This is a genomic window from Bradyrhizobium sp. A5, from assembly GCF_042076515.1.
Lineage (GTDB): Bacteria > Pseudomonadota > Alphaproteobacteria > Rhizobiales > Xanthobacteraceae > Bradyrhizobium > Bradyrhizobium cosmicum.
The window spans coordinates 4122263-4141247 of the sequence record NZ_CP148990.1 but is presented as its reverse complement, the minus strand read 5'-3'; the positions used below and the strand labels follow the sequence as shown (position 1 = coordinate 4141247).

General features: G+C 64.5%; 14 protein-coding genes and 1 pseudogene. 10 read left to right on the top strand and 5 right to left on the bottom strand.

Annotated features, from left to right (window positions below):
• Positions 1-116 precede the first annotated feature (116 nt).
• The gene (locus WHZ77_RS19995; RefSeq protein WP_375309504.1) at positions 117-2987 is read right to left on the bottom strand and encodes a winged helix-turn-helix domain-containing protein; all 2871 of its coding nucleotides are present in this window, start codon (positions 2985-2987) and stop codon (positions 117-119) included.
• 442 nt (positions 2988-3429) lie between these two features.
• Here WHZ77_RS19995 and WHZ77_RS19990 point away from each other — a divergent pair, with 442 nt between their 5' ends.
• Positions 3430-4881, top strand: a complete 1452-nt coding sequence (locus WHZ77_RS19990) for a type II and III secretion system protein family protein (protein WP_375309503.1) — start codon at positions 3430-3432, stop codon at positions 4879-4881.
• Positions 4878-5504: a hypothetical protein gene (locus WHZ77_RS19985; RefSeq protein WP_375309502.1), complete on the top strand. Its 627-nt coding sequence runs from the start codon at positions 4878-4880 to the stop codon at positions 5502-5504. The genes WHZ77_RS19990 and WHZ77_RS19985 overlap by 4 nt, the downstream gene beginning before the upstream one ends.
• Positions 5505-5930: 426 nt before the next feature.
• Here WHZ77_RS19985 and WHZ77_RS19980 read toward each other — a convergent pair whose 3' ends face one another.
• The 3 genes from WHZ77_RS19980 to WHZ77_RS19970 form a co-directional block, all read right to left on the bottom strand.
• Complete coding sequence (locus WHZ77_RS19980; protein WP_375309501.1) at positions 5931-7226, bottom strand: MFS transporter; 1296 nt, start codon at positions 7224-7226, stop codon at positions 5931-5933.
• Positions 7227-7339: 113 nt separating this feature from the next.
• Positions 7340-8536: an acetyl-CoA C-acyltransferase gene (locus WHZ77_RS19975; RefSeq protein WP_375309500.1), complete on the bottom strand. Its 1197-nt coding sequence runs from the start codon at positions 8534-8536 to the stop codon at positions 7340-7342.
• Between the two features lie 131 nt (positions 8537-8667).
• Entirely contained in the window at positions 8668-9438 is a 771-nt protein-coding gene (locus WHZ77_RS19970) for an enoyl-CoA hydratase (RefSeq protein WP_375309499.1), read from the bottom strand.
• 155 nt (positions 9439-9593) lie between these two features.
• Between WHZ77_RS19970 and WHZ77_RS19965 the strand changes: the two genes are divergently transcribed.
• Entirely contained in the window at positions 9594-10124 is a 531-nt protein-coding gene (locus tag WHZ77_RS19965; protein ID WP_375309498.1) for a PaaI family thioesterase, read from the top strand.
• Between the two features lie 69 nt (positions 10125-10193).
• Positions 10194-10814, top strand: a complete 621-nt coding sequence (locus WHZ77_RS19960; RefSeq protein ID WP_375309497.1) for a TetR/AcrR family transcriptional regulator — start codon at positions 10194-10196, stop codon at positions 10812-10814.
• 95 nt (positions 10815-10909) lie between these two features.
• Here WHZ77_RS19960 and WHZ77_RS19955 read toward each other — a convergent pair whose 3' ends face one another.
• Positions 10910-11824, bottom strand: coding sequence for a LysR family transcriptional regulator (locus WHZ77_RS19955; RefSeq protein ID WP_375309496.1), 915 nt, complete (start codon positions 11822-11824; stop codon positions 10910-10912).
• Between the two features lie 102 nt (positions 11825-11926).
• Here WHZ77_RS19955 and WHZ77_RS19950 point away from each other — a divergent pair, with 102 nt between their 5' ends.
• The 6 genes and pseudogenes from WHZ77_RS19950 (at position 11927) to WHZ77_RS19925 (ending at position 18900) form a co-directional block, all read left to right on the top strand.
• The gene (locus WHZ77_RS19950; protein WP_375309495.1) at positions 11927-13423 is read left to right on the top strand and encodes a CoA-acylating methylmalonate-semialdehyde dehydrogenase; all 1497 of its coding nucleotides are present in this window, start codon (positions 11927-11929) and stop codon (positions 13421-13423) included.
• A gap of 22 nt (positions 13424-13445) precedes the next feature.
• Positions 13446-14590 (top strand): annotated as a pseudogene (locus WHZ77_RS19945) (isobutyryl-CoA dehydrogenase).
• Complete coding sequence (locus tag WHZ77_RS19940) at positions 14587-15654, top strand: enoyl-CoA hydratase/isomerase family protein (RefSeq protein ID WP_375309494.1); 1068 nt, start codon at positions 14587-14589, stop codon at positions 15652-15654. The pseudogene WHZ77_RS19945 and the gene WHZ77_RS19940 overlap by 4 nt, the downstream one beginning before the upstream one ends.
• Positions 15655-15685: 31 nt before the next feature.
• Positions 15686-16576 (top strand): 3-hydroxyisobutyrate dehydrogenase, encoded by an 891-nt coding sequence (gene mmsB, locus WHZ77_RS19935; protein WP_375309493.1) that lies wholly within the window; start codon positions 15686-15688, stop codon positions 16574-16576.
• Positions 16576-18294: an AMP-binding protein gene (locus tag WHZ77_RS19930; protein WP_375309492.1), complete on the top strand. Its 1719-nt coding sequence runs from the start codon at positions 16576-16578 to the stop codon at positions 18292-18294. Before mmsB ends, WHZ77_RS19930 begins: the two co-directional genes overlap by 1 nt.
• A 129-nt stretch (positions 18295-18423) precedes the next feature.
• Complete coding sequence (locus tag WHZ77_RS19925; RefSeq protein ID WP_375309491.1) at positions 18424-18900, top strand: MaoC family dehydratase; 477 nt, start codon at positions 18424-18426, stop codon at positions 18898-18900.
• Positions 18901-18985 lie beyond the last annotated feature (85 nt).

Genomic DNA, 18985 nt, shown 5'->3' with positions numbered 1-18985 from the left:
AGGCGAACAGAGGCCTGCGGTTAAATGTGGTAAAAGCGTACGGTCAAGACATATGGAACCGGCGCGGCCTGGTAAGCACAGCCGGCACGCAGTCATGTTCCGTCCATTCAGGGAGACTACGCGCGGCCGGATGAGGCCTCGATCTCTAAACGATCGAGCAGGCGACGGGCTCTCGCGACGTCCTTGCCGGTGCTGTCCTGAGCAAACTGCCGGCAGATTGGATCAAGCATCGCTGCGGCCGCAGAAGCAGCTCCGCTCTCCGTCCAGACATTGGCGAGGTCGGTCGCGGCGCGGAGCTGGAAGGAAAGGGCGCCTGACGCTCCGGCTGTCTGCACCGCGCTGATCAGCGCCTGCTCCCCGCGCGCGCGATCGCCGCGCTGAATTTCGATACACCCCAGGACCCGTAGCAGTTCGGGCTGGCACCAGGTCTCATCGAGTTGGTCCGCATGCGCTATGGCGGCTGCAATGCTCTCGCGCGCAAGCTCAATCCGGCCGCGCTGCAGCGCCGCTTCCGCGAGCATGCCGAGGTAGATCGGCGCGCGGATCAGGAATTTGCTGTCGAGGATCTCGTTGGCGGCGACGCGCATCTGCTCGACCGCATCCGCACTTCCGCGATGATGCCCTATCACAGCGCGGAAGAAGTGGCTGAGCGGCGCCCAACTCGCGAGGTTCCTCCGGTTGAGATTGTCGTCGAGCAGGTTGAGATGCTGCTCGGCCGTGTCGATATCGCCTCTCCAGATCGCAATGGGAATGGAGGCCAGGGCAAGAGCGTTGGACTGTGTCACCAGATGCTCGGTTGCGGCGGCGCCGTCGACGGCGGCTCTGGCAGCCTTGACGGCTTCGAGCGTATCTCCGCGTACCCATCCGACGAAGGCGAGCGAGACGCGGATCACCACGTAGGGATCGACTTGGAAGCGCGATATGCGCGTGCGCTCCGCAAGACTGTCGTGCTGTCTGGCGAGCCGCTTCAGGGAAGCGTGGGCGCCGACGATATCGCCGCGATAAAACTGCGTCATGATGCGAAACCGCGCGCCGGAGGATGCGGCGGCGCTATCCTTCGTGCGCTCGCTGATCGCATCGAAGCGATCGAGGCTCGCCAGAACGTCGCGGTGACGCCCGGCGAATGACTGGAGGACCGCAAGGCCCCATACCGCACGGAGCTGATAGTCCGCATCGCCCTTCAGCTCGGCCAGCCTCACGCTTTCGCGGCACGCACCTTCGGCCTCCGGATCGAGCCGTTCGGCGAAAGTCAGGCTTCGGGCATGGGCAGTCGCCAGCTTCATCCGCACCTCGAGATCTGGATGAGCCGTCAGCTTTGCGGCGTCCAGCGCCGTGCGCACGCGTTGCCGGCATTCGGCCACCGACGAGAGTTCATCCCAGAGCGGGATCGCTGCGGCGGATAGTCGGAGGCCAGTCTCGACATCGCCATCCGCGCCGAAAGCCCAGTCGATCGCGTTGCGCAGGTCGTTGGCGCGCCGGCCGTAGGTCGTCATCCAGTCTTCCCGTGCCACCCACGTCCATTCCGCCTCGGCACGTTCGAACAGGTCGAGCATATAGACGGCATGGCTCTCGCAGGCGCGCCTATGTTCACCTTCCGCACGCAGCCGCTCTGCGGCATAAGTTTTGGTCGTGTCGAGCAGTCTGTACGCAGCCTTGCCGCCCGAGACTGTCTGCGAGACCAGCGACTTCGATGCGAGGTTGTCGAGGCAAGCGGCGGTCTCGCCCGGCGACGCGACGATGTCGCTGGTGATGCCGAGCACGTCCTCGGTCGTGAACAGTCCGGCGAACACGGACAGATGACGCAACAGTGAGGCCTCGGCCTCGGATAAAAGCCGATAACTCCAGTCCAGCGTCGCCTGCAGAGCCTGGTGTCGAAGCGGCGCGGTTCGCGGACCGTAGTTCAGGAGATCGAAACTGTCTTTAAGATGTCGTAACAGGGAAGCTGGATCGCAGCTCTTCAGCCGCGGCGCCGCAAGCTCGATCGCGAGGGGAATTCCATCCAGCCGCCGGCAGATATCGGCGATGACGGAGACGTCGGAATCGCTCAGACCATAGCCTGCGGCTTCCTGCGCACGTGTGACGAACAGCTCGACCGCCGGGAACGCCATGGCCTGTCGTCCGTCGAGGCCTGCCTCATCCGAGGGACAGCGAAGCGGGGCAAGCCGGTATACATTCTCGGTCTTCGATCGAAACGGCTCGCGGCTGGTCGCGATGATACCGATCTCGGGCACTGCGAGATGCATGTGCTCGGCCACGAGCGCCGAGGTCGTCAGCACATGCTCGCAATTGTCCAGGATTAGCAGCATGTTTTTGGACCGCACAGCGTCGACGATCCCGACGAGCAGATCGATGACTCCGGCGGCGGATCCCAGGGCGGACGCGATGGCCGCGCACACCAACTGCGCATCATTGATCGCAGCGAGATCGACGAAACAGACACCGTCATTGAAGCGTTCTGTCAGCTCCCGCGCGGCTGCGACGGCGAGGCTCGTCTTGCCGACGCCAGCGGGACCGACGATGGTGACAAAGCCGCGATCACACACGCGTTTGGTGACTTCGCCGACATCGTCTTCGCGCCCGATCAGCAGGTGTGACCCTTGCAGCTGCCGCTCCAAGCCGCCGCCGCCATGGGAGGGCGCTACCGACGAGGCAGATGCCGTCTCGAACCGCACAGGCGCGGCAAAGCGATAGCCGCGGCCGGGAACGGTGACGATGTAGGGAAGATCGGCCTGGTCCTGCAGCAGTGATCGGCGCAGGGCCGCGATATTCACTTTCAGATTGCTCTCATGCACGAATGTGTCGGGCCATGCGAACCGGATCAGATCGGCCTTGCTGACCAGTTCACCCTGCCGTTCGAGCAACACCTGAAGCAGATCGAGCGCGCGCGCCCCGACCCGAACCGGAACCTGACCCCGCAGCAGCAATTGCCTCCGGGGAAAAAAACGATACTCGTCAAAAAAGTAAGCGCCTTCGCTGACCGGGCGCAAGGTGGCCTCCCAACACGTCCAATGTAGAGTCTATGGCATCGGGCGCGGTCTGGCCATGTTGCGTATCGGCGCGACAGCGGATGCGTCGTGCGATTTTGCAAGTGCGGTCTGGTGCCGTCAGAGTGGCGAAGAGCCAGCCAGTGCGGCCGCGAGGCACGGCTGATTACAAGCCACCGGTTCGTGCCTGGCGCGGCCGGATAACGGACTGCGCGAAGCCATCCCGAACCTGGCCGCAAAGAAGGTTACGTTCCGGGCGCATCGATTATTGGGGCGGGATTTGGGCGTTCTTTTCGCTCGTATGTCGGTGACCTCAATTTTGTTTCGGTTGCGCCGGAGGCGCCCGAACGCCCGATCTGCGACGTTCAATCCGTGTTGGCCGCCACGTGCTCCTGCGAAGGATCCGTGAAGTCCTCCTTCGGATGAGACGTTAAGGACAATTGCTATGTATGCGGGCGCCGGACTATCGATACGTGCTTCCAGGCACTGGCTTCTAGTACTGCTCGTTCTGGCGATTGTTTCATGTGGATCGTCGTCTGGAACGAACGCTGCGGACCCCAGATCCCTGAGACAAGGAGGCGCGATCGGCCACTCCGATGCGAGGTTTGTGTCCCTCGGCGTGCGCAAATCGATGGTGATCGATCTTCCCCGCGACGTGAAGGATGTGCTGGTCGCCGACCCCAAGATCGCCAACGTCGTGCTTCGATCGGCGCAGCGCGCCTACATCATCGGTGCTGCTGTCGGGCAAACCAACGTGGTGTTCTTCGATACCGCCGGCCAATCGATTGTCGCCTACGATATCGCCGTCAAGCGTGACCTGAACGGTGTTCGTGCCGCGCTGAAGCAGGCGCTTCCCGCGGCCAATGTCCAGATTGACGGCGTCGGCGATGGGGTCATCCTGACCGGATTCGTCGCGACGCCCATCGAGGCCCAGCAGGCCAACGATATTGCTGCGCGCCTCACTGGCGCGGCCGAAAAGGTTGTGAACTCGATCACGGTTCGGGGGCGTGACCAGGTGATGTTGAAGGTGACGGTCGCCGAGATTTCACGCGAGATCGTGAAGCAGCTCGGCGTCGATCTGAGCACCAGTCTCAGCTCGGGTACGTCGGTTGTCAGCCTGGCGAACTCGAATCCCTTCACGGCCTACGGCAAGAACCTTGTCGACGGCAACAACGTGTCCCTGTCGGCCGGCGGAGCGACGGCCACGCTGAGGGCGATGGAGAAGGCGGGGGTCGTACGCACTTTGGCTGAGCCCACGCTGACGGCGATATCGGGAGAGGCCGCCACCTTTGTTTCCGGCGGTGAGTTCCCCGTTCCCGCGGGGTATTCCTGCGACCCAACGACCCATGTGTGCACGACGCAGATCAGCTTCAAGAAATTCGGAATGTCGTTGAGCTTCACGCCGGTAGTGCTGACGGAAGGCCGCATCAGCCTGCATTTGATGACCGAGGTGTCGGACCTCTCGAACGAGAATTCGATCACCTTGTCCCAGGCGGTGAGCGACAACACGACCAACTCTCTGACGGTCCCCTCCATCAAGACGCGCCGGGCCGAGAGCACGCTCGAGATCCCTTCGGGCGGGTCCATGGCAATCGCCGGCCTGATTCAGGACCAGACAAAGCGAGCCGTGAATGGCTTGCCCGGGCTGATGCAGGTGCCGCTGCTGGGCGCGCTCTTCAGGAGTCAGGACTTTGTCAACAATCAGACCGAGCTCGTCGTTCTCGTGACGCCTTACCTCGTTCGCGCCGTGAGCCCCAGAGAGCTCTCGCGCCCGGATGACGGCTTTGTCGGCTCGAGCGATCCGCAAGCCAATCTCATCGGCAGCATCAATCGCCTTTACGGCCGAACAGGATCAACCGGAGCCCGTCGCAGCAATATCGGCTTCATCACAGATTGACGCGCTATCCATACGTCGATCCCGGCAATGTTCAGGCAATCTCTGCAACATCTCTAAACATCTTCGTCAATATCCCGCGGCTGTTCGGGCATAAGGACGTGCGTGGACTTAATATCAGGATCGGCGAAATGCTTTTTAAGTTTTCGGTGGTGCGCATGGGCATTCGTGCTGCTTGCCTCGCGCTCGTCGGCATAGGTCCGTTGCGCGCAGAGCCGGTGTTCGACGGTTTGGCCGGCGCATGGTTCGGCATCGGCACGATGAAGCCCTCGGACGGCCCACGCGAGAAGGTTCGCTGCAAGGTGGCTTACAACGTCACCAAGCCTGGACGGTCGTTGACGCTGGACCTGCGCTGCGCGAGCGATGCGTACAAGATGGTCTTGTCCGCGAACATCGAGCAGAGCGGGACGGAGCTTTCCGGCAACTGGTTCGAGAGCGAATACCGGCAGGGCGGCAAGGTCTACGGCACGAACAGGGACGGCCTGATCGAGGCGCGAATTGAGGGAAACACCGTAGCTGCGCTGGTGACGATCCAGACCAGGAGCAACCATCAATCCTTCCTAATGGAAGCGCCGGGGTCCTGGATGTCGGAGGTCGCGATCGAGTTGAACAAGGAAGCGAAGTGATTTGGCTCATGCGCAACAATTCTTCATACGCAGCAATTCTTCGCCGCTTGGTGGAGAGGCATCGCAACCACTATCGTTCCGTTCGGGCTCAGGAATTCCCAGATTCTCGCGCCTGAGGACCGTTGCCTCGGCCCCTGGATGTTGACACTCCCCGAGCAGCTGGCGGCGGTTCTCTCTCCCGTATCGAGCTCTCTCCGATTTGTAACAGTTGATTGCTGAACGGGCCGAGGTACAGCTGTGGCCGCTGGCGGCTGGTTGCCCGGCTCATCACGCAGGACCCGCTTCTGGTTCACTCACATGAATCGCGCACTCCGAGTCGCCCGCTGTTCGCTCGTCGCCATCGTATCTTCACTCGCGACCGGCACCTCGCGAATCGGTGACGCCGCAGTGTTCGGCGTAACCTCCAAGATCTGATGCTAGACCTATTTACGCCATCGCCGGCTTCGGCTCGGGCTTCGGCTGCCGCGAGATCGCCAGCACGATCAGCGCGGCGAACACGCAGAGCGCGCCGGCGATGAAGAAGGCGGGCAGATAGCTCTGATAGACCGTCCGCGAGAAACCGGCGCCGAAAGCGGCAGTGCCCGCGCCGAGCTGATGGCCGGCAAAGATCCAGCCGAACACCAGATTGGCGCGCTCGGGTCCGAACTTCTGCGCGGTGAGGCGCACCGTCGGCGGCACGGTGGCGATCCAGTCGAGCCCGTAGAACATCGCGAAGAGCGACAGGCCGTAGAACGAGAAATCGCTGAAGGGCAGGAAGATCAGCGAGAGCCCGCGCAGGCCGTAGTACCAGAACAGCAGATAGCGATTGTCGTAGCGGTCCGACAGCCAGCCCGACATGATGGTGCCGAAGAAGTCGAAGATGCCCATCGCGGCTAGCAGGCCCGCGGCCTGCACCTGCGGGATGCCGAAATCGAGACACATCGGGATCAGGTGCACTTGCACGAGGCCGTTGGTCGAGGCGCCGCAGACGAAGAAGGTCGCAAACAGGATCCAGAACGCGCGCGACTTCGAGGCATCGCGCAGCGTGCCGAGCGCCACGCCCGTGATCGAGCCGTGGCTGACCGGCGGCACGGGCAGGGGCTCGGTGCCCTCGTCACCGAATGGGCGCTGGCCCACATCGCTCGGTCGGTCGCGCATCGCGAGCAGGACTGCGAGCGCGGACACGCCGAGCGCGATGCAGACGAAGCCGAGCGCCAGCCGCCAGCCGTAACGTTCGGTGAGGCTTGCGAGCAGCGGCAGGAACACGAGCTGGCCGGTGGCGACGCTCGCGGTCAGGATGCCGACGACGAGGCCGCGCCGCGCCGCAAACCAGCGCGTCGCGATGGTGGCGCCCAGCACCAGCGCGGTCATGCCGGTGCCGATGCCGATCACCACGCCCCACAGCGCGACGAGCTGCCAGACTTCGGTCATGCCGAGCGAAAGCACCAGCGCTGAGACCACGATGAGCTGAGCCGTGAGGGTGACATTGCGCAGGCCGTAGCGGTTGAGCAGGGCTGCGGCGAACGGCGCCATCAGCCCGAACAGGATGAAGCGGATCGAGAGCGCAGAGGAAATCTGCGCCGTGCTCCAGCCGAACTCCTGCTGCAGGGGAACGATGAACACGCCGGGCGCACCGACCGTGCCCGCGCTGATCAGCGCGGTGAGGAAGGTCACGCCGACCATCACCCAGCCGTAATGGATGTTGCGGCGGGAAAGCGCTGCCGCGAGCCAGTTCGAGATCATTGGGCCTCAATGTTTGATGAGCAGTCTTCGAAAGACCTGCGCGAGTGTGCAGAATGGCACGGGCGGTGTCTGGCGGAAATGACAGAGTTCCCTCATTTTCGGACGTGTGCGCGTCAGTGCACGAGACGCTCCACTGCGATCGCCGTGGCTTCGCCGCCGCCGATGCAGAGCGCCGCGACACCGCGCTTGAGGTTCTGTGCCTCGAGTGCATGCAGCAGCGTCACGATCAGCCGGGCCCCGGTGGCGCCGATGGGATGGCCGAGCGCGCAGGCACCGCCGTTAATGTTCAGCTTGTCGCGGGGAATACCGAGATCGCGCTGCGCGGCCATCGCCACCACGGCGAAGGCCTCGTTGATCTCGAACAGGTCGACGTCACTAGCGCTCCAGCCGACCTTGTCGAGCAGCTTGCGGATCGCCGGGATCGGCGCGGTGGTGAACCATTGCGGCTCCTGGCTGTGGGTAGCGTGGCCCTTGATCACGGCCAGCGCCGGCAGGCCATTGCGGTCCGCGAGCGAGCGTTTCGTCAGCACCAGCGCCGCGGCGCCGTCGGCGTTGGCGGAGGAGGCGGCCGGGGTGATGGTGCCATTGGCGCGGAACGCCGGCTTCAATCCGGGAATCTTGGCGGGATCGACCTTCAGCGGATGCTCATCATTGGCGACGATGCGCGGACCAGCCTTCTCCGTCAGCGTGATCGGCGCGATCTCGGCCTTGAACGCACCGCCCTCGACCGCCTTGCGCGCCCGGCTGAGCGTCTCCATCGCATAGGCGTCCTGGTCCTTGCGGGTGAACTGATAAGCTTCCGCGGTGGCCTCGCCGAAATCGCCCATGGAGCGGCCGGTCTCGTAGGCGTCTTCCAGGCCGTCCATCATCATGTGGTCGATGATGCGGTCGTGGCCGACGCGGTAGCCGCCGCGCGCTTTCGCCAGCAGATAAGGCGCATTGCTCATGCTCTCCATGCCGCCGGAGACGACGATCCCGGCCGAGCCCGCGCGGATGACGTCGTGCGCCAGCATGGTCGCCTTCATGCCGGAGCCGCAGACCTTGTTGACGGTCGTGGCGCCGGTGGCATCAGGAAGTCCTGCGGCCCGCGCGGCCTGCCGCGCTGGTGCCTGGCCCTGGCCGGCGGGAAGGACGCAGCCCATGAAGACCTCGTCGACCTTCTCGGGCGCGAGTTTTGCGCGCTCCAGCGCGGCGGCGATCACATGCGAGCCGAGCTTATGCGCGGCGAATGGCGACAATTCGCCCATGAAGCGGCCGAGCGGAGTGCGGGCGGCGGAGACGATGACGACGGGATCGGCGGCTTCGGCCATGACAAAATTCCCTGCGATGACGGGTAAGATTATGGTCATCATATGATGCGGCGCAAAAAATGCAACCGCGGCAGGGATGAGAAAATGTCGTGGGTCGGATGAGATTTGGTCGTCCGAGGGAAGGGGAGGCTCTACCGCTTCCGGTTCACAAACGCCTGCATCAGCCGCGTCGGCTCGTCCGTCAGGAACGATTCGCCGAACACCTTGACGCTGAGGTTCACCGACTCCGTCAGCGGCAGTTCCTCCCACTGCCGCAGCAGCGCCTTCTGCGAGCGCAGTGCTTCGGGGCCGCATTCGAGCAGTGCCTTCACGAGATGCTCGATCTCAGCATCCAGTCCGCCCTCCGGCGCGACCTTGTCGACCAGACCCCAGGCCAGCGCAGTCGGCGCGTCGATATTCTCGGCCGTCATCACCAGCCAGCGCGCGCGGGCCCAGCCGATCAGGCGCGGCAGCAGCGCGGCGTGGATCACCGAGGGAATGCCGACGCGCACCTCCGGCATGCCGAAATGCGCATCGTGCGCCGCAATCCGGAAATCGCAGGCCGCCGCGACCTCTAGCCCGCCGCCGAGGCACCAGCCGGGCATGCGCGCGATCACGGGGGCGGGGAATTGGCGCACGGCTTCGCAGAGATCGCGCAGGCGGCTGATGAAGGCTTCGGCGGATGTCTGGTCGAGCTTCGCCATCTCCTTGATGTCGGCGCCGCCGATCATGCTCTTCTCGCTCTGGCCGCGCAGCACCACGACGCGAATGCTGCGGTCTGAGCCGAGCTGCTGCAGGCCCTCGCGGACTGCGTCGGTCACGGGTGAGCCGAGGATGTTGAGCGAGCCGGCGTTGCAGATCGCGACATGAACGACGCCGCGCGCATCGCGCGTCACGCCGCAGTGCTGATTGAGCATTTCCATCGTGGCATCTCGAAAGTCTCGTGGACAGGCGCAAGGCGCACCGGTCCGGATCACTTCCGGGCCGAAACGCCGGTCTTGTCAAGCGGACAGGGGGACGGAGTTGCCAGTGCGAAATCCGCGGCATAGTATGACATGTATCATACATAGGGCCTGCCATGACCAGTGACGATCAACTCGACCTGTTTTCGCCGGCGCAGCGGCGCGAGCGCATCGTGGACTGGCAGGTTCCCGCGCCGGTCGCCAGAGTGGCCATGGGGTTATCAGGCATGGACGCGATGCTGGGCATTCGCGATGGCCGTTTGCCGCCGCCGCCCTTCGCCAGGCTGATCGGCTTCACGATGGCCGTGGTCGAGCCGGGCCGGATCGTGATGGAGCTGCAGCCGCGCGAAGACCTCGAAAATACCATCGGCCTTTTGCACGGCGCGACCGCGGCGGCGCTGATCGATACCGCGATGGGCTGCGCGATTTCGACGCGGCTGGAGGCCGGGCAGTCGTGCGTGACGCTCGACCTGAAAATGACCTTCCTGCGGCCGCTGTCGGTCCGGTCGGGCTTGATCTCCGCCGAAGGTAAAGTGATGAAGCTGGGCCGCCAGACCAGCTATACCGAGGGCTTCGTGCGCGACGGCAAGGGCGCACTCGCAGTCCATGCAACTGCAACCTTTTCGATGATCGGCGTCACAACTTGACATGAATTAATGCACACGCCGGGCCGTTCCTGTGTTATGAGATGATCTTCGACATTTAATGAGACGTGCATGCGCTATTCCCGGGAACACAAGCAGGAAACCCACGACCGGATCGTGAAGAAGGCCTCGGTGCGTCTGCGGGAGAAGGGCGCCCACGGCATCGGCGTCGCCGACCTCATGAAGGAGGCGGGCCTGACCCATGGCGGCTTCTACGCGCATTTCGACTCGCGCGAGGCGCTGGTGATCGAGGCCTTTGGCTACGCCATGGACCGCTCGATGGAGCACTGGCGCAAGCAGTCGGATCAGGTCGTGCCCGAGAAGCAGCTCACCCAGATCGTCGAGACCTATCTGTCGACGCTCCACCGCGACAATCCCGGCCATGGTTGCTCGATTCCTGCGCTGGGCGCTGAGATCGCCCGCGAGAGCCCGAAGACGCGCAAGGCCTTTGCCGGCAAGCTCGACGAGATGGTCGAGATGATGACCGACTTCATCCCGAACCTGCCGCGCAAGGCCGCGCGCAAGCAGGCGATCGCGACGCTGGCGACCATGGCCGGCACCATGCTGCTGGCGCGGATTGCCGGCTCGAGCGAGCTGTCGGACGAGGTGCTCAAGGCGGGCAAGGACAGCGCGCTCGAGGGTGCGAAGCGCGAGCCGAAGGTCGCGGCGGTTAAGAAGGCGAAGCAGAGTTAGCGATGTCGTATGGTGGGCAAAGGCGCTTCAGCGCCGTGCCCACCATCTCTCGTCGATCGCGGCAGACATGGTGGGCACGCTTCGCTTTGCCCAACCTACGACATCCGCCCCGCAAACAGCGCCCGATTGCGCTCCACGATTTCACCGATGTAATCCGCCACCGCCCGGATACGCGCCAGATCCTTGCTGTCGGCGTGCATCAGCATCCAGAACGTCCGGGTGATCGAGATCTCCTCGGGCAGCACCGCCACAAGCTGCGGATAATCACTCGCCATGAAGTGCGGCAGCACGGCGATGCCGAAGCCCGAGAGCGTGGCATTGAGCTGCGCGATCAGATTGGCGCTGCGGAAACGCGCGGAAATCCGCGGCGAGACCTGCGGCAGATAGTCGAGTTCCGGCGTGAACAGCAGCTCCTCGATGTAGCCGACGAAGCGGTGCTGCGGCAGCACGTCGCGCGAGGTGATGTTCGGGAAGCGGTCGAGATAGGCGGGCGCCGCGTAAAGCCCGAGGCGGTAGTCGAGCAGCTTGCGGCCGACGATGCGGCCTTCCTTCGGCATGGTGAGGCTGATGGCGATATCGGCCTCGCGCTTGGAGAGGCTGAACAGGCGGGCGGTGGCTACAAGTTGCAAATCGAGGTCCGGATAGCGGTCCGCGAAAGGCGCCAGCCGCGGCGCGAGGAAGGCCGTGCCGAAGCCATCAGGCGCGCCGATCCGCACTGTCCCGGTCAGCCGGGCCACCGAGCCGCCGACCTGCTCCTGGTTGGCGACGATGGTCGATTCCATGGCCTCCGCGCTGTCGGCGACGCGCTGGCCGGCCTCGGTGAGGAGATAGCCGGTCTTGCGCCGGTCAAACAGCTTGGCCGAGAGGTGCTTTTCCAGCCGGTCGACACGGCGGATCACCGTGGCATGGTCGACGCCGAGCTGTTTGGCTGCAGCCGACACCGACCCGCCCCGCACGATGGCCAGCACGAAGCGGAAGTCGTCCCAGTCGATGTGACCTTGATCCAGCATTTCCGCACATCTATGGTGCATTATCTCAGACTTGAATCCTATAAAATGCAGGTCGATAGGATTTGTCAAAGCGATCAGACCGGGATCTAAGGAGTTCATTCCATGCGCGCAGTCGGACATTTCATCGGTGGCAAGGAGGTCAAGGGCACCTCGGGCCGCACTGCCGACGTTTTCGAGCCGATGACCGGTGACGTCCAGGCCAAGGTGGCGCTGGCGTCCAAGGCCGAAGTCCGCGCCGCCGTCGGGAACGCGCGCGCAGCACAGCCCGCGTGGGCCGCGACCAATCCGCAGCGCCGCGCCCGCGTGATGATGAAATTCGTCGAGCTGGTGCAGCGCGACTACGACAAGCTCGCCGAGCTGCTGGCCCGCGAGCACGGCAAGACCGTGCCGGACGCCAAGGGCGACATCCAGCGCGGCCTCGAGGTCGCGGAATTCGCCTGCGGCATCCCGCATCTGATGAAGGGCGAGTACACCGAAGGCGCCGGCCCCGGCATCGACATCTACTCCATGCGCCAGGCGCTCGGGGTCGTCGCGGGCATCACGCCGTTCAATTTCCCGGCGATGATCCCGATGTGGAAGTTCGCTCCCGCGATCGCCTGCGGCAACGCCTTCATCCTCAAGCCGTCGGAGCGCGATCCCGGCGTGCCGATGCTGCTGGCCGAATTGATGATTGAAGCGGGCCTGCCGGCCGGCATCCTCAACGTCGTCAACGGCGACAAGGAAGCGGTCGACGCCATCCTCGACGATCCCGATATCAAGGCTGTCGGCTTCGTCGGCTCGACGCCGATCGCGCAGTACATCTATGAGCGTGCGGCCCAGACCGGCAAGCGCTGCCAGTGCTTTGGCGGCGCCAAGAACCACGCCATCATCATGCCGGATGCCGACATGGACCAGGCGGTCGACGCGCTGATCGGCGCGGGCTACGGCTCGGCCGGCGAGCGTTGCATGGCCGTTTCCGTTGCCGTGCCCGTCGGCAAGTCCACCGCCGACCGCCTGATGGAAAAGCTGATCCCGCGCGTCGAGTCGCTCAAGATCGGCACCTCGATCGATCCGTCGGCCGATTACGGTCCGCTGGTGACGCGCGAGGCGGTCGAGAAGGTCAAGGGCTATATCGACATCGGCATCAAGGAAGGCGCGACGCTGGCCGTCGATGGCCGCGGCTTCAAGATGCAGGGCTACGAGAACGGCTTCTATCTTGGCGGTTCGCTGTTCGACAACGTCACCAAGGACATGCGGATCTACAAGGAGGAGATCTTTGGCCCCGTGCTCTCGGTCGTGCGCGCGCACGACTACAAGGAAGCCCTGGCGCTGCCGTCCGAGCATGATTACGGCAACGGCGTTGCCATCTTCACCCGCGACGGCGACGCCGCGCGCGACTTCGCGGCCAAGGTCGATGTCGGCATGGTCGGCATCAACGTGCCGATCCCGGTGCCGATCGCCTATTACACTTTCGGCGGCTGGAAGAAGTCCGGCTTCGGCGATCTCAACCAGCACGGCCCGGACTCGGTCCGCTTCTACACCAAGACCAAGACAGTGACCTCGCGCTGGCCGTCCGGCGTCAAGGAAGGTGCGGAGTTCTCGATCCCGCTGATGAAGTGATCCTCTCAGGAGCGAGGCCGGGATGCAGTTCGCTCTGAACGAGGATCAGGTCGCGGTTCGCGACATGGCGTTGGCGTTTGCGGCGGAAAAAATCGCGCCGCACGCGCTGCGCTGGGACGAGGAGAAGCATTTCCCCGTCGACGTGATGCGCGAGGCGGCGACGCTCGGCATGGGCGGCATCTACATCCGCGAGGATGTCGGTGGCTCCGCCATGACGCGGTTCGACGCGGCGCTGATCTTCGAGGCGCTGGCGACGGGCTGTCCGACCACGTCGGCCTTCATCTCCATCCACAACATGGCGTCCTGGATGATCGATGCCTATGGCAGCGACACCCAGCGCCATACATGGCTGCCGAAGCTCTGCACCATGGAGCTGATTGCGAGCTACTGCCTGACCGAGCCGGGCGCCGGCTCGGACGCGGCGGCCCTGCGCACCCGCGCGGTGCGCGACGGGGACCACTATGTCCTCAACGGCCTGAAGCAGTTCATCTCCGGCGCCGGCGGCACTGATCTGCTGGTTACGATGGTCGGACCGGCGGCGACGGCCCCGGCGGCATCTCGACCCTCGTCATCGACGGCAAGACGCCGGGCGTGTCGTTCGGCGCCAACGAGCGCAAGATGGGCTGGAACGCGCAGCCGACCCGCGCGGTGATGTTCGAGAACGCGCGCGTGCCGGTCGCCAACCGGCTGAGCGAGGAAGGCGTCGGCTTCAAGATCGCGATGGCCGGCCTCGACGGCGGCCGTCTCAACATCACTGCGTGTTCTCTTGGTGGTGCTCAAACTGCGCTCGACAAGGCGCGCGCCTACATGAAGGAGCGCAAGGCGTTTGGCAAACGCCTCGACGAATTCCAGGCGCTGCAATTCCGCCTTGCCGACATGGCGATCGAGCTGGAGGCCGCGCGCACTTTCCTGTGGCGCGCCGCCGCTGCGCTCGACCGCAAGGACCCCGATGCGACCATGCTGTGCGCGATGGCCAAGCGGTTCGGCACCGATGCCGGATTCGAGGTCGCCAACCAGGCGCTGCAGCTTCATGGGGGTTACGGCTACCTCAGCGAATACGGCATCGAGAAGATCGTGCGCGATCTGCGCGTGCACCAGATCCTCGAGGGCACCAATGAAATCATGCGGCTCATCGTGGCGCGCAAACTGATCGAGGGCGCGCGATGAATGCAGTGGAGGAGGGCGACCTCATCGTTCGCCGCGAGGGCGCGGCGGGCGTGATCCGGCTCAACCGGCCCAAGGCGATCAACGCCATGACGCTGGAAATGTCTGAAGGCATCGACGCCGCGCTCGATCGCTTCGAGGCCGATCCTGAGGTGGCTGTGATCATCCTGGAAGGCGCGGGCGATCGCGGGCTCTGCGCTGGCGGCGACATCCGCGGGCTCTGGGAGAGCTCGCGCGAGGGCGGCGACCTCGGCGCGCGGTTCTGGCGCCAGGAATACATCATGAATGCGCGGATCGCGAGGTATCCGAAGCCGTATGTCGCGTTCATGGACGGCCTCGTGATGGGCGGCGGCGTCGGGCTGTCAGGCCATGCCAGCCATCGAATCGTCACCGATCGGACGAAACTTGCGATGCCCGAAGTCGGCCTCGGCTTTTTCCCGGACGTTGGCGGCACCTGGCTGCTGTCGCGCTCGCCCGGCGAGATCGGCACCTATTTCGGCCTCACCGGCCAGACCATGAACGGCCCCGACGCGATCCACGCGAAGTTCGCCGATGCCGTGGTGCCCGCGGCCAAATGGCCGGAGCTGCGCGGAGCACTGACGCGGGTTGGTCCAGCAGCGAGCCCGGCCGAAGTCAGCAGGCTCATCAACAGCTTCGCGACCGGCGATGCGGCCGGTCCGGTCGCGGCAAAACAGGCGATGATCGATGCGTTGTTCGGCTTCGACCGCATGGAGGACATTGTCGCTGCGCTGAAGCGCGACGGCTCCGAGTTTGCATTGGCCGCGCTGAAGACGCTCAATGAGAAGTCACCGCGCGGTATGGTGGTGACGCTGAAGCTGCTGCGGCTGGCGCGCACGGCGTCGAGCCTCGAAGAGTGCCTGGTGCGCGAATATCGCGCCGCGCTGGAGGTCTTTCGCAGCGACGATTTCCGCGAAGGCGTGCGCGCCGCCGTGATCGACAAGGACCGCAACCCGACCTGGTCGCCGCCGCGGATCGAGGACGTCACACTGGAGATGCTTGCGCCATATCTCGCCGGGATCGGCGCCGACGAGCTGAAGTTCAACTAATCAACGAAACGTCACAGCGGAGGATATCGAGATGGCCACGATCGCATTCATCGGTCTCGGCAATATGGGCGGCCCGATGGCGGCCAATCTGGTCAAGGCCGGCCACAAGGTGGTGGCCTTCGACCTCGTCGAGGCCTCGCGCACGCAAGCCAAGGCCGATGGCGCGGGCATCGCCGACAGCGCAGCGGGCGCGGTGAAGGGCGCCGATGTCGTCGTCACCATGCTGCCGGCGGGCAAGCACGTGCTCGGTGTCTGGAACGAGGTCGTCCCTGTCATGACCAAGGGCGCGTTGATCATCGACTCTTCGACCATCGACGTCGAGAGCGCGCGTCAGGCGCACGCGCTTGCCGCCAAGAACGGCGTGCTCTCGGTCGACGCGCCGGTATCCGGCGGGACCGGCGGCGCCAAGGGCGCTACGCTCACCTTCATGTGCGGCGGCGAGGAGGGCGCATTTGCTGCGGCCAGGCCCGTGCTGGAGAAGATGGGCAAGAAGATCGTGCATTGCGGCGGCGCCGGCGCAGGCCAGGCGGCCAAGATCTGCAACAACATGATCCTCGGCATTTCCATGATCGCGGTGAGTGAAGCCTTTGCGCTGGGCGAAAAGCTCGGGCTCTCGCATCAGGCGCTGTTCGACGTCGCCTCGACCTCGTCGGGCCAGTGCTGGTCGCTGACGACCTATTGTCCGGTGCCGGGTCCGGTGCCGACCTCGCCCGCCAACAACGACTACAAGCCGGGCTTCGCCTCGGCGCTGATGGTGAAAGATCTGACCTTGGCACAGGACGCCGCGAAGGCTGCGGGCGCCGCGACGCCGCTCGGCCAGCATGCGCAGGAAATCTACCAGGCCTTCGACAGGGACGGGCAGGGCGGGGTGGATTTTTCCGGAATTATCAAGCACGTTAGGGGGCTGGCCGGGAAAGCCTAATGACGACATTTCAGGACGCGCGCGCGTTTCTTCTGCAACATCGGACGGACTACGAGACAGCGGTCAAGGATTTCCGCTGGCCCGATCCGGTTCCCTTCAACTGGGCGCTCGACTGGTTCGACGCCGAGCTGGCGGCGAATGGGGAGAGCAAGGATCGGCCCGCACTCTGGATCGTCGATGCCGCGCAGGACAAGCAGACGAAGCTGTCCTTCGCGGCGCTTTCCAGGCGCTCCAACCAGGTCGCCAATTTCCTCCGCGCGCAGGGCTTGAGGCGCGGTGATCATCTTCTGCTGCTGCTCGGTAATGTGGTTCCGCTGTGGGAGACGATGCTGGCTGCGATGAAGCTCGGTGTCGTCGTCATTCCCGCCACCACGTTGCTCACCGCCGACGAGCTGCGCGACCGGCTCGATCGCGGCAAGGCGAAGGCAGTGGTCGCTGCGCAGGACCAGGTCGCGAAGTTCGCAAGCCTTGGTGCCGAGAACGTCGTCCGCATCGTGGTGGGCGCGGGCTCCGAGGGGTGGCTCGGATATGACGAGGCGGCGAAGGCGTCTGAGAGCTTCACGCCAGACGGCCCCACCAACGCCGACGACCCGATGCTGCTCTATTTCACCTCGGGCACCACGGCAAAACCCAAGCTCGTGCTGCACAGCCAGCGCAGTTATCCCGTCGGCCATCTTTCCACCATGTACTGGATCGGATTGAAGCCCGGCGACGTCCATCTCAACATCTCGTCACCGGGCTGGGCCAAGCACGCCTGGAGCTGCTTCTTCGCGCCGTGGAACGCCGGCGCCACCGTGTTCGTAGTCAACCAGCCGCGCTTCGATGCCAAGGCGCTGCTCGCCACCATCGGCCGCTGCGGCGTCACCACGCTGTGCGCGCCGCCGACAGTGTGGCGACTGTTCATCCAGGAGAATCTGGCGTCGTTCAAGGTGGCCTTGCGCGAGGTCTGCGGCGCCGGCGAGCCGCTCAATCCCGAAGTGATCGACCAGGTGAAGGCCGCCTGGGGGCTCACCATTCGCGACGGCTATGGCCAGACCGAGACGACTGCGCTCGCGGGCAATTCGCCGGGGCAAAAGATCAAAGTCGGCTCGATGGGCCGGCCGCTGCCGGGCTACCGCGTGCAGGTCAGCGACGCCGACGGCCATCCCGCAAAGGAAGGCGAGGTGACACTGGTGCTGGGCGCGAACCGTCCCGCCGGCCTGATGCAGGGTTATCAAGCCGATGACGGCAAGCTCTCGGGTGCTGAAGGTGCGCTCTATCGCAGCGGCGACGTCGTGTTTGAGGACGAAGACGGCTATCTCACCTTCGTCGGCCGCTCCGACGACGTGTTCAAATCCTCGGACTACCGCATCAGCCCGTTCGAGCTGGAAAGCGTGCTGCTGGAGCACGAGCTGGTGGCGGAAGCGGCCGTGGTGCCGAGCCCCGATCCGATCCGGCTCGCAATCCCCAAGGCGTTCGTGCTGCTGACGGCAGACGCCGAGCGGACGGGCGAGACCGCGCTCTCCATCTTCCAGCACCTGCACAGCCGGCTTGCGCCGTTCAAGCGTATCCGCCGTCTCGAAATCGTCACCGAGCTGCCGAAGACGATCTCTGGCAAAATCCGCCGCGTCCAGCTACGACGGCTGGAACGCGACGACGATCGCAAGGATCCCCTGCGCGGCCGGGAATTCCGCGAGGAGGATTTTCCGGAACTGTCGAAAACAAGAAGTGAAACTTAGTGTAGCTTGTCATTCCGGGGCGATGCGCAGCATCGAGCCCGGAATCCATTTCGCGGCAGAGTTTGCTGCCGGATGGATTCCGGGCTCGCGCTTCGCGCGCCCCGGAATGACGGCAATTGGAGTTGCTAGATGAACGAAATCTGGAAGAAGCCGCCGATCACGCTGGAGGCCTATCAGGCTCTGGCCGGCAAGGAGATCGGCGTCTCGTCGTGGTACCTGATCGACCAGCCCCGCATCGACACCTATGCCGACGTGACCGAGGATCACCAGTTCATCCATGTCGATCCCGAAAGGGCGAAGGAAAGCGCGTTCGGCACCACGATTGCGCATGGCTTCCTGACGATGTCGATGATGTCGGTGATGTCCTACGAAGTGATGCCGGCGATCGCGGGAACGACGATGGGCGTCAATTACGGCTTCGACAAGCTGCGTTTCATCTCGCCGGTGCGCTCGGGCAAGCGCATCCGCGGCCGCTTCGTGCTGGCGGAAGCGAAGCTTCGTAAGCCCAACGAATTGCAGTCCCGCACCAACGTGACGGTCGAGATCGAGGGCGAGGACAAGCCCGCGCTGGTCGCCGACTGGCTCGGGCTGATCTATTTTGCCTGATCTGAGGCGTCGTTCCCGGGCTTGACCCGGCAACCCATCGCTGCTCAAAAGCCTGTCGAATTGATGGATGGCCGGGTCAAGTTCG